Below are 14,470 nucleotides of genomic sequence, written 5' to 3' on the forward strand. Positions count from 1 at the left end.
TAAAGGCTAAAGGCTATAGGCTATAAGCTAAAGGCTATAAGCTAAAAGTAAAAATGAATAACAATAATGTCTACGTATATTTTAAAAATGAGTTCCTTTTCTTTTCCCCCTTTTAGTTTCCTCCTTTTCTTCTCCTTGTCCCTCGTTTCTTGCCTTTTTCTTTTCGCTTTTCGCCTATAGCCTTTGGCCTTTAGCTTATAGCCTTTGGCCTTTTTAAACAATCACATTCTCCTCCGCATAAGTATAACTTTGTGAACTTTGCCGGGGAATAAGTCCTGAAAGTAAAGTGATCAATCCCACTCTACCTACGAACATCGTCAGGCTGATGATGATTTTTCCGGCCGTATTCAACTGGGAGGTAAAGTCGAGGCTAAGGCCTACGGTACTTATCGCCGACGTTACTTCGAATAAAATTTGGGTGACCGATCCCTCCGGTACCCAAAAAGCCACCAGGCAGGTGGCGGTTCCGATCCACAGGATAGATAATAATATGATTGCATGAGCCCGTCGCACGTTTTCCGATGGGAGTTGACGTTTAAAAATTTCGATTTTTTCTTTGCCTCTCAGCGTATTGATGATATTCTTCAACGCAATAGTAATCGTTGTTGTTTTTATCCCCCCGCCGGTAGATAAGGGCGAAGCGCCGATCCACATCAATAGGAGAGTCAGGAACCAAGTCGACGGCAGGAGAGAAGTCAGATCGACTGTATTAAAACCCGCAGTGCGGGGAGTCACTGCACTGAAGAAAGACACCGCCAGCTTTCCTCTTAATGGAAGCCCTCTCAGGCAATTGTTGTTTTCAGACAACCAGAAGAGTAAAGTTCCTCCCACAAGGAGCAGTAAAGTTGCCGTAATGACAATACGGGTAGTGGTATTCACAATTCTTACATGCGACGGCATACGCTTCGAAGAGCCGGTAAGCCGGTAAAAAAGGTTTCTGACTTTATGATTTACCAGTTTACCGTAATTGAACAGGATGGGAAACCCGATCCCTCCCAATATAATCAGGGTGGCTATCCAGCACTGTAAGCCGTATAAATCCCGGATACCCGGATGGTACAAATTGCCCGTTAAAGTTGAAAAGCCGGCATTGCAAAAGGCCGATACGGCATGGAAAATAGCAAAAAATATCTTATTCGGTATAAGGGAGGGGGAGAGATCCCGGATCTCCCACCACAAGATCCAGGCTCCGATAGCTTCCACGATAATCGTCGTGAAAAGTGTGTAGAAAAGAGTTCGGAAAATATTATTCATCGATTCCTCGCTCAGGATATTTTTTAAAGCCATTTGATCGTTAAAAGAGGTTTGGGTGAAAAAAGACAAAGCGATAAAACTGGTGAAAGTCATGACCCCGATCCCTCCGATTTGGATCAGCAAAAGGAGAACCACCTGACCTGTTGTAGTAAAAGTGGTGGCCGTATCGACAACCGTCAGGCCCGTAATACACACGGCACTCGTAGAAGTGAACAGGGCATCGATAAAACTCAGCGATCCATGATGCGCTTTCGGTAACATAAGCAGGAAAGCACCTGTCAGGATGATGGCCAGGAAACTGTAGACAAACGTCATTTCAGGTCTTATATGCCGTTGTAATCCCGTAACTACCACTTTCGAGAGATGGATGATGCTTATAAACAACAAGAGAATATGGGTCAGGATATGATCTGTTTTTTGTAACCAGTTGTCGGTGGGAAAATGAGCCGGTGTTTGGGTCAGGATAACGAATAACAAAAGTGCTAATACGATAATCTCTATCCAATATCCTTTCTCTTGCCAGATCTCTTTGGGATCCAGAAAGATCGTTGCGATACTGCCGAAAAAGAAAATCCGGATGATGATATTGAATCCCTCTGTAACGTATCTTTTCCCTGCCTCACTGATCGCATAACCGTATTCGTAGGCCATCAGTACGATCGTTGCCACTGAAGCGAGGATAAATAAAATACGGATCAGCTGGACGGTCGCTTTTTTCAGGATACGTCGGAGATTGTTGAGTTTATATCTGAATTCGGTAGAAAACATATATACTGGGATTTAATATAAAATGAACGGGATTATATCAGAAAGGTTTTCTTCCGGAATTGTTTTTCTTTGTCAAAATTTGAATGAGTATATATTATTACGTCATTCTTTCTGCTTTTAATCTATAGCTCTGTTTTTTTTGTTCTTACGGTATGGGGGAAAAACAGATCGTTTTATTGAATTCTGTTGCATTTAATTACCGGGTGCGTTTTTCAAGATCCTGATCAACTTTTTGAATAATGCCATAAAATTTACTGAACAGGAAAGTATCTCGATGGGATACTGCCTGTCCGATAACCGGGAACTTTATTTTTAGGTCAAAAACCGGTATTCGGCCGTTTGGTCAGACTCGATCCTTTTGTTCAGGGGATAGGTTTGGGATTGGCCATCTGTGAAATGATCGTCCGGAAAATGAAGGCCGGATCGGTGATGACTCCCAACCCGGCGAAGATGTCGAATTTTGGTTTACCTTACCGTATAAACCTGTCCAACCCTCCTGAAAATAGGCTTATTTCATAAATACAAAATATACGGCCATTACCAGACATACTCCCGCTGCCAGGTGATTCCATTTTAATGTTTCTCCCTGAAAAAAGATCATCGTGAAAATGGCAAAAATGATAAGGGTAATCACTTCCTGGATCACTTTCAGCTGAACAAGTGTAAACGGTCCGCCATTGCCTTGAAAACCGATACGGTTGCCTGGGATTTGGAGCGAATACTCGAAAAAAGCCATTCCCCACGATATCAGGATAACACCGATGAGCGGCCAGTTGTTGATCACTTTCATCTCTTGCAACTTTAAATGTCCGTACCACGCAAAAGTCATAAAGATGTTCGAACAAACCAGTAATAAGACGGTATATAACCCTTTCATAGATTCAGGTAAAAATTAAAACTAAAAGATAATGAATTGAAATCGTTTCAAGTGCCGCAAAATTATATCTTTTCTGATTTACTTATTCTTTTTTCTCATCTGTTTTTCATTTTTGTTTTCTATCTTTGTTGAAGGGTCGATTGTTGCGGCTTGCTCTTTCCACCCTTTTACATTTTTACCTTTTACTTTAAAGTTATGTCGAATACGGTTCATAGTATCGAAATCCGGAATCTCTGGAAGAAATACGATTTTTTTTGGGAGAATCTCAATCCCGATGTGAATATATTGATTGGAATCAATGGAAGCGGTAAGACGACCTTATTCAATATCATCGATTCCATCATGATGGCTGATGTAAAACGATTGAGAATTTACGGTGTCGGGGTAAAGATTACCATCGACGATTATACCGTCGATTTCCAACAGAAAATGACTGCAGGAGAGTTGAAAACTGCATTGAGAAACGTAAAATATCAAAAAATCAGTACTTTCGACGTTCCGTTCCGGGACCGGCCGAAAGCCGGTAAAGAGTATAGCCAGTTATATAACGAGCTGCATACTATTGTATACGATATCGGCGGGTCCAATCCTTCTTTCTCGGATTATCGGTTGAAAGCGACTAATTTCCCTGAAGAAGCCGGCCGGATTAATCAACGCATCAAAACACTTTTTGAGACGGTCGACCGGCTTTTTGCCAAAACACAGAAGACCATTCAAATCGATCCGCATACCAATCATCTGATCTTTATCGACGATGGAGAAGTGATACCGCTTTACAAACTATCATCCGGGGAAAAGCAGTTGTTGCTGATTCTGATGCGTGTATTCCTGATGGAAGAACAGCCTTACATCCTCTTGATGGACGAACCTGAAATATCTTTACACATTGAATGGCAATATAAATTATTCGAAGAAATCCGCCATCTGAATCCCAATTGTCAGATCATCACTTCCACCCATTCTCCCAGCCTGTTCGGCGATGGTTGGGGAGATAAGCTGGTATTTGTGGAAGACTTGATAAAGGTAAAAAGCTAAAAGCCAGAGGCTATAAGCGATAAGCTAAAGAGTGGAAAGTTAAAGTAGAGAAGATATGATACCGTTATTAAAAGATAAAAGTTATTCTTTTGCTGTTGAAATTGTACGCCTGGTTCAGTACTTACAGCAGGAAAAGAAGGAGTATGTGCTAAGTAAACAAATTTTGAAAAGTGGTACGTCTATCGGGGCATTGATTCATGAAGCCGTTTTTGCTCAAAGTGATTCGGATTATTTAAATAAGTTGGCAGTGAGCTTAAAAGAAGCGAATGAAACGTTGTATTGGTTGAATTTATTACGGGATACCGATTATATTCATATTGATTTATATGAAAAATTAGCTGAAATTGTTAAAGAATTAATAGCACTTTTAGCTTCGTGTGTAAAAACTTTGAATAACAGACTAAAGTCAAAAAATAGTTAATAGTACTCAGCCTATAGCTCTTTGCTTTTAGCTTTTAGCCTATAGCTTTTTGCTTATTTTTTAACTTTTTACTTTATATTTTATGTTTGGTGCTCGTGCTGAGAATCCCTCTCGTGCTTCGCATTTTGCTAATGCGGCACGGCGTTTTGCTCTGGATGCGAAAATGTTTCGCTGTAGGGCGGCTGTACATGTTGAAAACAAAGACGATATTGCTTTCTGGGGAGCTGTACTGAAACATTTCCGGCCGGACGATAAGTTTCACTTCATTTCCGGTTCACGGAACGAATATGGACGGGAGACTTGTGGAGTTACCCAATGTTTGAAATATTTTGATTTCCTGAGTCCCGATTTCTTCATTTGTATCGACAGCGACTATCGTTATTTGTTGAGGGAAAGAAAGATTGATGTCAAACATTTCGTGCTTCAAACTTACACCTACTCTTTTGAAAACCACCACTGCTTTGCCGATGGCCTCGACGATGTGTGCAGCAGAGTCACCCACTTAAAAAATACGGTATTCGATTTCCGTCGGTTTCTGAGTGACTTTTCAGCCATCCTGTACGATCTTTTCATATGGCATCTTTACTTTCAGAATGCCGATCCCGTGCTTTTCAGCCAGTTCGAATTCGATGCTTACATCAGCTTGTCCAATTCCAAAGCTTTTCCTTTGGTATACGACAACGGGGCCCGGGCGTTGGATGAACTACGGATGAGAGTCGAAAGAAAAATCAATTACCTCGGACGTAAATATCCCCATGCCGATCTGGCTATTGTTCGTGAAAAATACCGCGAATTGGGATTAAAACCCGATAACGTGTATTTCTTTATTCGCGGTCACAACCTGTACGATTTGATTTCGATCGTATGTAAAGAAGTTTGTAAGGCTATGCTGCGCACAGCAAAGAAAAACAAAGTTGTCACCCACGATATGGTCAGTGAGTTGTATCGCAGACGTAACAATCTCGACTACGAATTGCGACAGAACATAAAATACGGAGCTTATTTCCCGATCCGTAAACTAGAGCAGGATATTCGGGAGTTTTTGGGAGAAAATTGACCGGTGCTTTGATAGCACTATTAGTTTTCCTATTTTTGGATGAAAATCTGTAAATACGAACCATGAGTGAATTCGATATAAGAAACACCGATTTAAAAGAAACCGAAAAAGAGTTCGAGAGGGCTTTAAGGCCGTTGAATTTCGGCGATTTCCAAGGTCAGAAAAAGATTGTCGAGAATCTCGAAATCTTCGTGCGGGCTGCAAAGATGAGGGGCGAATCGCTGGACCATGTCATCCTTCACGGGCCTCCCGGACTGGGGAAAACGACTTTATCCGCCATTATTGCCAACGAATTGGGGGTAGGCATCAAAATTACTTCCGGACCGGTACTCGATAAACCCGGAGATTTAGCCGGACTATTGACCAACCTGGAAGAGAACGACGTGCTCTTCATCGATGAAATACATCGTTTGAGTCCTGTGGTCGAAGAATACCTGTATTCTGCTATGGAAGACTACCGCATCGATATTATGATCGATAAAGGACCTGCAGCCCGTTCGGTACAGATACAAATCAATCCGTTTACCTTGATCGGCGCTACTACCCGTAGTGGGTTACTGACCGCTCCCTTGCGGGCTCGGTTCGGTATTAATTGCCATCTGGAATATTACGATACCGACATCCTTTCCGGAATCATTTCCCGTTCTGCCGCTATCCTGAATGTGGGGATTACCGGTCAGGCTGCTATGGAAATCGCTTCCCGGAGCCGGGGTACACCCCGTATCGCCAATGCATTGCTGCGCAGAGTGCGCGATTTTGCAATGGTCAAAGGTAATGGAAGCATCGATCGTGACATCACCCGTTATGCACTCGAAGCATTGAATATCGATAAATACGGGCTGGATGAAATGGACAATAAAATCCTGCTCACCATTATTGAAAAATTTAAGGGAGGACCGGTGGGCCTGACGACGATTGCTACTGCTGTCGGCGAAGATGCCGGTACCCTGGAAGAAGTGTATGAGCCCTTCCTGATCAAAGAAGGGTTTATCAAGCGTACTCCGCGCGGTAGGGAAGTGACCGACTTGGCTTATAAACATTTGGGGAAAACCCGTAGAAATGACGGTGGGGAACAAATGACGCTTTTTTAAGGGCATAAGGGAAAAAACAAAGGGAGAAAACTAATATTTTAACATTTGTTTTAGAGACCTGCCACAGAGCGAATTTAACAAATCGACCTTCCCTCTAGTAAAGTGTTAAAATCGGCTAGTGTTATGAAGTAACGTTATAGGTTAAAGTGTGTTAAGTGTGCAAAGTGTTAAATTTGAAGTGTTAAATTTGTGGGTATGAGAAAAAAACAGATTATCATACTAGGTGTGGTTTTAGGTCTGTCATTGTTGGGATTGATCTTTACACAGGCGAGGTATTTTCAAACGGCTTTTCAGTTGAAAAAAGCACATTTTGATTATCTCGTCAATAAATCTATCGACCAGGTAACGACTTATTTAGAAGAGAAGGATAAGCAGCAGATGGCCGAAGAAAAGAAAAACGAAATCCACCATCTGGGGAAAAATGGAGTCGTCCATGAAATGCCCCGGGCTCTGGATTTACGTCCTGGGCTCAATGTAAAGAATGATATGAATATTGTCATCGATTACAGCCGCTTCCCCATCGGTTACGACGAAAGGATAGAGAATGTATGGGAATTGTTCGGACAGAAAGGCAATCGGAATCTCCAGAATTCTATCCAGAAATCCCGCCAGGAAATCAAAAACAGTCTGGGAAAAGAATATGATCTCGTGGTTAAAAAGATTCCCGAAATGCCCGAAAAATCGATCGAAGAACGATTGGATGGCAGCGATCTCAAAGAGATTATCGGTGAACGTTTAAGGAATAACGGTGTCAAAATTCCTTTCGAGTATGCGGTAAAAGAGAAAGGGGAATTTATCCTCATGTCACAAAACTTCTTCAATCAGCATTCCGATTACACCTACAACCGGAAAATGAGTTTTGGACAACAGCAGGAACCGGCCACCCTCTTTCTGATTTTTCCCGATCAGTCACATGATCTGTTGTCTTCTGTCGTCTTGTTATTGCCCAGTTTGATCATCACCATTTTGTTGGTGTTGTGTTTCGGATTCTGTATCGTAGTCATCGTTAAACAGAAAAAATTATCTGCGATCAAGAACGACTTCATCAATAATATGACACACGAATTTAAAACCCCGATAGCGACCATTTCTTTGGCTGCACAAATGCTTAAAGACGGGGCTGTGAACAATTCCCCCTCTACCATCGACCATATTGCCGGGATTATCCGCGATGAAAGTAAACGGCTCACTTTCCAGGTAGAAAAAGTGCTCCAGACCGCTTTGTTTACCGAAACCCGGATGAAACTGAAACTAAAAAATGTCAATCTCAACGAGGTTGTTGAAAATCTTGTGACAAAATTTAGCCTGCGTGTAGAAGATAAAGGAGGACAACTCTATAGTTATTTAGAGGCTGACCAGGATGAAGTTTATGCTGATGAGGTACACATCACGAACGTAGTATCCAATTTATTGGATAATGCGATAAAATATTGTACTAAAGTTCCGGAGATCAGTGTTTACACCCGGAATAAAGGTCAGGAAATAATTATTAGTGTGATAGACAATGGCATAGGAATTGCTGCGAAAGAGCAAAAGCTGATTTTCGAACGTTTTTATCGGGTTTCGACCGGTAATTTACATGACGTAAAAGGATTCGGCCTCGGATTATCCTATGTAAAAACTATCGTGGAAGCACACGGAGGGCGTATCGAAGTGGAAAGCGCTGAAGGAAAAGGAAGCCGATTTGATATTATTTTACCATTAACCTCAAAAAAACAAAAAGTAAAGAGAACTTTATTTTTCTAAAAGCGTATATTTTTCAGAGAATTTATTTAAAAACTAAATAGTTATGGAGGAGAAAATAAAAATTTTATTAGCAGAAGATGATACGAATCTGGGTATGCTCCTGAAAGAATATCTGAGGGCAAAAGGATTCGAGACTGTTTTATGCGAAGATGGGGAGGTAGCTTATGAAGCCTTTCTGAACCAGCCTTTCGATATATGTATCCTGGATGTGATGATGCCTAAAAAAGATGGCTTTACCCTGGCTAAGGAAATTCGCCAGATCAACAGCGAAATTCCAATCATTTTCCTGACGGCTAAAAATATGAAGGAAGATGTCCTGGAAGGCTTCAAATTAGGGGCTGACGACTATATGAGCAAACCTTTCAGTATGGAGGAGTTATTACTCAGAATCGAAGCCGTACTGCGTCGTTCTACCGGACTCAAACCTGAAGATGAACAGGAAATCTTCAAAATCGGTAAATTGACCTTCAACTCTAAAAAACAGACCCTGTTCGATGGAGAAGAAGAACAAAAACTGACGACAAAAGAGTCTGAGCTCTTGAAATTATTATGCCAGAATGTCAACAAAGTGCTCGAAAGAAATTATGCACTCAAAAACATCTGGGCCGACGACAATTATTTCAATGCCAGAAGTATGGATGTTTACATCACCAAATTACGTAAACACCTTAAAAAGGATCCTTCTGTTGAAATCATCAACGTTCACGGTAAAGGATATAAGCTTATTCTCTAAAAAAGAAATATTTTCTTTGCGGGTATTCGGAAGAATACCCGTTTTTTATTTGCTTTCCTTAAGGATAAAACTTTAACTTTGTATTTCAGAATAATCACATCGTTGTAACAGTTTGCACGTTGCGACTCTAATAACAAATCGATAGAAATGAAAATAGCTATTGCCTGTGACCATGCCGGTTACGAATACAAAGAAAAATTAGTGGCATTCCTTCGCCAGAAAGGTTATGAAGTAAAAGATTTCGGTACACATTCTGCTGAAAGTATGGATTATCCCGATACTGCCCATCCGATGGCTGCTGCTGTTGAATCCGGCGAGTTCGAGAGAGGAATCGCGCTCTGTGGGAGTGGGAATGGGATTTGTATGACTGTCAATAAACATCAGGGTATCCGGGGTGCACTCTGTTGGACGACCGAAATCGCCTGGTTGGCACGCCTCCATAACAATGCCAACGTATGTTGTATCCCTGCCCGTTTTATCTCCTTCGACGATGCTCAGGATATCGTCGAGCGTTTTCTGTCTACCGAATTTGAAGGCGGAAGACACCAGAGAAGAATCGAGAAAATTCCCCTAAAATAAGGATTTATATTCTGTTTGAAATAAACAACTAGCGGCTGTCTATCGGAAGAATCAATTTTTTTTCTGTATATGAGAGTTTGATATTTGAATAGACATGTTTTATTTGTTTATCATAAAAATTGAAGGTGGTGATTTTATTTGATTTTTTAGGATTTGATTTTAAATATTCGGCATTTGTAAAATGGTGACAGGGCTAAAAAGAATGGTTTTAATCCTTCCGGTGAATGGAAGTAAAGCACTGGTGATTACGGAAGAGAGTGGTTAAATAAAGGTTAAAGCTCCCTATTTTGATCCGATCACAATCGCAGTTTATTAAATTCGCTCATCTTAAACTAAAATTATAGTAATATGATGAAATTCTCTTTCCTTGCTATTCTTATAATGGCTCTCATGTCATGTAATAATGCATCTAAAACTACTGTACGGGTTCATCTCGACAAACCCCAAGGTGAAATCAAGCCTCAGTTGATAACCAAGGATTCTACTTACGTGATGGCTTTGGATTCGACGAATACTGCCCTTTTTGTGATGGCTGAAAACCTTAAGCCGGGTTACGCTACCGTTGTATTGGGTAGAATGCAGGTGCCGGTTTATGTTGAACCGGGCAAAAGTTTCGATGTTTCTGTAAAATTCGAAGGTCGTCGTATGATTCCTGCATTCACCGGTGAAGGCGCTAAAAAGAATGAGTACCTGAATAGTCCGGCTTTACGGTTTAACCCCGATTATAAGTTGGAAGAAGCTGAATTTTTGGCCTCTTTAGACGAACAAATAAAGAAATTGAATGAAAATTTGGATACCCTGGGATTCGACCCGCAGTTCAATCAGTTAGAGAAAAAAAGATTGGCTTATATGGTTTATGGACCGCTTCCTATTTATCCCCTTTATCATCCCTACTATGCACAGGCTCCTGATTTCAAGCCTACCGATGCTTTCTACAATAAATTGGTTTCTGCAATTACCGAAGATGAAGCTTTGATTGGTATGAATTGGTATCAGGAGGCGTTGATCGGTCGGGTTCAGGCGATGGCTGCTAAAGATCTGGAAGATCGCGATAATCTGACTTTCACGAAAAAACAATTGGATTACGTTGAACAAAACTTCAAAAATCCTGCAGTTGTTGAATATTTGGTCGATCAAATCGTTACCGCTTATGTGAAAGATTCCGGTGTCGATCATTTGGCTGAAGTTGCTCCGGTATATAGTGCTAAAGTTACCGATCCTGCAAAAAAAGCTAAATTCGACGAATTGTGTGCAAAATGGGCTAGAATTGCTGTTGGACAGCCTTCACCGTCTTTCAAATATCTCGACATCAATGGCAAAGAGGTTAGTTTAGCCGATTTGGCCGGAAAATATGTCTATATCGACACCTGGGCTACCTGGTGTGGACCTTGCCGGGGTGAATTGCCTCACTTGAAAACTTTAGAAGAAAAATACGGAAAAAAGAATATTTATTTCGTAAGTATTTCTTGTGACCGCGACAAAGCAGCCTGGGAAAAGATGGTAAAAGAAGATAAATTAGGAGGTATCCAGTTGCACAACGGTGGCGACAATACTTTTATGGATGCTTATATGATTACCGGAATTCCTCGTTTTATCCTTTTGGATAAAGAAGGAAAAATCATCAATGCAAAGATGACCCGTCCTTCAAATCCTGAAACAGCTAAAACTTTCGACGCTCTGGAAGGAATCTAATCAGCCGTTTTTCAAATCGGTTGTCCTCGAATGAATACCCCCTGAAAGTTTTATTACAAGCTTTTAGGGGGTATTTATATGTCGAAATAAATGAGTTGGTGTATTTTATAAACTCATTCTATTTATCTTTTAAGTTACTACCGTTGACTTATCTTCTACATTTTTGTAACTGTTCAAACCTCTGTAATTATTTAAAAACCTACATTACCATGGATTAGTGTCACTTCGTTCCGGATCCGTATCTCCTTTTAGGTTGGCAAGCCTTGGATTGTGGTTGGTAATCTCGATCCGGAATGTAGTTTCGTCAACCGGTATCGAAGATGTGCCGATCTGCACGGCGCTGATCGGTCATCTCCGGCTACGTTAATCTTTTCCCGGCTTTGCCGGAAAATTCTGTGTATATCGGTGGAAAATATCTTCCAGCTGATAAACTTCTGTATGCAATGCGATAATCGGACAGCGGCGAACGGCAGCCTCGAAAAACAAGGCTTCCCGTGGATCTTTCCCTTGAGGGGAAGTTAAACGCCAGCAGTTCGGAGCCTGTTGTGAGGTGTGAGTGAACAGTTCGCTTTTACTTAGCCAGTGTGTATCGCTTCCCGGGCTGAATTCAACGCGAAGTACCATCCCTTCGTCTGCATGTGTACAGATCTCTCCGATCGGTCGGTCCGCAACGATTTTTCCCTGGTTAATGATTATTACCCGGTCACAAATCGCTTCTACCTCCTGCATAATATGGGTCGATAACAACACCGTCTTCTTTTTCCCGGTTTCTTTGATCAAATGCCTGATCTCTTCCAGTTGGTTCGGATCGAGTCCCGTCATCGGTTCGTCCAGGATCAGAATCTCGGGATCGTGCACCAAAGCTTGCGCTAATCCCACTCTCTGCCTGTATCCCTTCGATAATTGTCCTATTTTTTTTTGAATTTCCGGCTCGAGTCCGGTTCGCTCTATGATCGCATTCACCTTGGCTACAGGCCGGCCGACACGATAAAGCCGGGTCACGTGAAGCAGATATTCCCGGATATACAGATCCGGGTAGAGTGGGTTTTGTTCGGGTAAATAGCCGATAATCGCTTTGATTTTCAGCGGATTTTCACGCAGATTCATCTCCTTGATCCTTACTTCTCCCTGATAGTCGTTCAGACAGCCGGTAATGATTTTCATGGTAGTAGATTTACCGGCTCCATTAGGTCCTAGAAAACCGCATATTTCACCTTCTTCCAGCCTGAAACCGATATCGTCCAGCGCCTTTTGCCGGCCATATGCTTTACTGACATGCTCTAATATTACCGACATATTCTTTTCGATTAAACGCGACTCTGTTTTTATTTAAACCAACTGTTCACATCCTCATAATTCAGAATGTGGATGATCGTTTTGCCGTCTGCAGTGAAATTATGATGTTTACAGGCAAAAAGATTACCGGTCATTTCATTCATTTCCTCACAGCTGAGTGCCGTATTGTAACTGATTGCCGAGGCCTTTGCCAAAGCCAGTACCACCCGTTCTTTCATCTTCTCCCGGATACTGCCCTCCGTGTTTTTATAATGTTCGATCAGTTCGATCAGCACTTCCTTCGCCCGGGTATAAGATAAGTCCGGTGGGGTGGCATGTATGGCATAACCGTTTTTACCGAAAACATTTAATTCGAACCCTAAATATTCCAGGTCTGCAAGAATTTCTCCTACCAGCATAAAATCGCCTGCCGACAACTCCAGTATTTCCGGGAACAGACTCTTCTGCCCCGTTACCTTTTGCGTATTCAGGGTCGTCATATATTTTTCGAATAAGATGCGTTCGTGGGCTCTTTTCTGGTCGATCAGCATCAAACCGCTTTGTACCGGCGTAACGATATACCGGCCTTTCAGTTGGAAATAGCAATTCGTATGCGGTACCACCGGATTGATATTTTCGGTCATTTCCGGTATCGAAGTCTGAATCGATTCCTCCTTTTCCTTTAAGCCGTCGAATAAGATATCCCAGTTGGCCGGTGCTTTTTCCTGGTGAAAACTGCTTGCCGTGCGACTGGGATGTTCGAAATCCGAATCCTGTGGATTAAGCTTACTGCTGCTGTAATTGAAAGGATTATAGTTCGGATTATAGTTGATTCGCGGAACATAGGGGGCTGCTGGCTTCTCCGTAGGAATGAGTTCGATACTTCCAGCCGTATCGAAGTCCAGGGGAGGAGTGATATTGAATTTTCCCAGGGCTTCCTTGATACCTGCCAACAAGATTTGGAAAAAATCCGTCTCATTCTGGAATTTGATCTCCGTTTTCGTCGGATGTATATTGATATCGATTAAAGACGGATCCACCGTAAAATAGATGAAATAGGAGGGGATACAATCCACACCGATCAGTCCCGAATAGGCCTCCGTCACTGCTTTATGAAAAAACGGATGCTTCATAAAACGGTTATTGACGAAAAAATATTGTTCGCCATAAGTCTTTCGGGCTTGTTCCGGACTGCAAATGAAACCTTTGATATCTACCAGACCCGTGGCACAATCGATATTGATCAGTCTCGAATTGATCGACTTGCCGAAAATATTTACGATCCGCTGACGTAGTCCCGAAGGGGATAAGTTGTAGATCACATTTCCGTTGTTCGACAAACAGAAGCTGATCTCCGGATTCGTCAAAGCTACCCGCAGAAATTCATTGGTAATATTGCGCAATTCCGTCGTATCGGATTTCAGAAACTTCCGGCGGGCAGGAATATTATAAAAGAGGTTCCTGACCGAGATGTTCGTACCTTTCGGACAGCTGACAGACTCCTGATTTTTTAGTTCCGAAGCCGCGATAAAAATCGAGGTTCCCAATTCATCTTCTTCCTGCCGGGTTTTTAATTCCACTTCCGATACCGAAGCGATAGAGGGAAGGGCTTCTCCCCGGAATCCTAAGGTGTTGATACTGAATAAATCCTGTGCCGAAGCGATTTTTGAGGTTGCATGCCGTTCGAAAGCCATCCGGGCATCCATGTTCGACATGCCTTTCCCATCGTCGATCACCTGTATGATCGCTTTCCCGACATTCTTCAACACTACCTGAATATGCTTAGCTCCTGCATCGATCGCATTCTCCATTAATTCCTTGACAACAGAGGCAGGACGTTGTACGACTTCTCCTGCTGCTATCTGATTGGCTACTGAATCGGGTAAAAGATGAACGATATCCATATTGATTGATGTAGTTAAGCTAATGTGCCGTTATATGA

General features: G+C 41.9%; 13 protein-coding genes. 9 read left to right on the forward strand and 4 right to left on the reverse strand.

Annotated elements, in window-relative coordinates:
* Positions 1-213: 213 nt before the first annotated feature.
* On the reverse strand, positions 214-2,022 hold the full coding sequence (locus AC5RDS_RS00555) for a TrkH family potassium uptake protein (RefSeq protein ID WP_013613008.1): 1,809 nt from the start codon (positions 2,020-2,022) through the stop codon (positions 214-216).
* Between the two features lie 339 nt (positions 2,023-2,361).
* Between AC5RDS_RS00555 and AC5RDS_RS00560 the strand changes: the two genes are divergently transcribed.
* Complete coding sequence (locus tag AC5RDS_RS00560; RefSeq protein ID WP_041556887.1) at positions 2,362-2,541, forward strand: hypothetical protein; 180 nt, start codon at positions 2,362-2,364, stop codon at positions 2,539-2,541.
* Here the strand turns inward: AC5RDS_RS00560 and AC5RDS_RS00565 are convergent.
* On the reverse strand, positions 2,531-2,899 hold the full coding sequence (locus AC5RDS_RS00565; protein ID WP_013613009.1) for a DMT family protein: 369 nt from the start codon (positions 2,897-2,899) through the stop codon (positions 2,531-2,533). The genes AC5RDS_RS00560 and AC5RDS_RS00565 overlap by 11 nt on opposite strands.
* 195 nt (positions 2,900-3,094) lie before the next feature.
* Here AC5RDS_RS00565 and AC5RDS_RS00570 point away from each other — a divergent pair, with 195 nt between their 5' ends.
* The 8 genes from AC5RDS_RS00570 to AC5RDS_RS00605 all read left to right on the forward strand — a co-directional run bounded on the left by AC5RDS_RS00570 (position 3,095) and on the right by AC5RDS_RS00605 (position 11,253).
* A complete protein-coding gene (locus AC5RDS_RS00570) occupies positions 3,095-3,934 on the forward strand; it encodes an AAA family ATPase (RefSeq protein WP_013613010.1) in 840 nt (279 codons plus the stop codon).
* Between the two features lie 55 nt (positions 3,935-3,989).
* The gene (locus tag AC5RDS_RS00575; RefSeq protein ID WP_013613011.1) at positions 3,990-4,355 is read left to right on the forward strand and encodes a four helix bundle protein; all 366 of its coding nucleotides are present in this window, start codon (positions 3,990-3,992) and stop codon (positions 4,353-4,355) included.
* Positions 4,356-4,437: 82 nt separating this feature from the next.
* Positions 4,438-5,412 (forward strand): DUF4435 domain-containing protein, encoded by a 975-nt coding sequence (locus tag AC5RDS_RS00580; RefSeq protein ID WP_013613012.1) that lies wholly within the window; start codon positions 4,438-4,440, stop codon positions 5,410-5,412.
* 62 nt (positions 5,413-5,474) lie between these two features.
* Positions 5,475-6,503 carry a Holliday junction branch migration DNA helicase RuvB gene (gene ruvB / locus AC5RDS_RS00585; RefSeq protein WP_013613013.1) on the forward strand — a complete coding sequence of 343 codons (1,029 nt, stop codon included), beginning with the start codon at positions 5,475-5,477 and terminating at the stop codon, positions 6,501-6,503.
* Positions 6,504-6,698: 195 nt separating this feature from the next.
* A complete protein-coding gene (locus AC5RDS_RS00590) occupies positions 6,699-8,249 on the forward strand; it encodes a sensor histidine kinase (RefSeq protein WP_013613014.1) in 1,551 nt (516 codons plus the stop codon).
* Between the two features lie 43 nt (positions 8,250-8,292).
* Positions 8,293-8,982 (forward strand): response regulator transcription factor RprY, encoded by a 690-nt coding sequence (gene rprY / locus AC5RDS_RS00595; protein ID WP_013613015.1) that lies wholly within the window; start codon positions 8,293-8,295, stop codon positions 8,980-8,982.
* A gap of 147 nt (positions 8,983-9,129) precedes the next feature.
* On the forward strand, positions 9,130-9,561 hold the full coding sequence (gene rpiB, locus AC5RDS_RS00600; protein ID WP_013613016.1) for a ribose 5-phosphate isomerase B: 432 nt from the start codon (positions 9,130-9,132) through the stop codon (positions 9,559-9,561).
* Positions 9,562-9,909: 348 nt separating this feature from the next.
* Positions 9,910-11,253, forward strand: coding sequence for a TlpA family protein disulfide reductase (locus AC5RDS_RS00605; protein ID WP_229041786.1), 1,344 nt, complete (start codon positions 9,910-9,912; stop codon positions 11,251-11,253).
* A 363-nt stretch (positions 11,254-11,616) separates the two neighbouring features.
* On the opposite strand, the gene AC5RDS_RS00610 is transcribed toward AC5RDS_RS00605, so the two are convergent.
* Both AC5RDS_RS00610 and mutL read right to left on the reverse strand, forming a co-directional pair.
* A complete protein-coding gene (locus tag AC5RDS_RS00610) occupies positions 11,617-12,549 on the reverse strand; it encodes an ATP-binding cassette domain-containing protein (RefSeq protein ID WP_013613019.1) in 933 nt (310 codons plus the stop codon).
* Positions 12,550-12,578: 29 nt separating this feature from the next.
* On the reverse strand, positions 12,579-14,432 hold the full coding sequence (mutL, locus tag AC5RDS_RS00615) for a DNA mismatch repair endonuclease MutL (protein ID WP_013613020.1): 1,854 nt from the start codon (positions 14,430-14,432) through the stop codon (positions 12,579-12,581).
* Positions 14,433-14,470 lie beyond the last annotated feature (38 nt).

This window comes from Odoribacter sp., assembly GCF_985060555.1.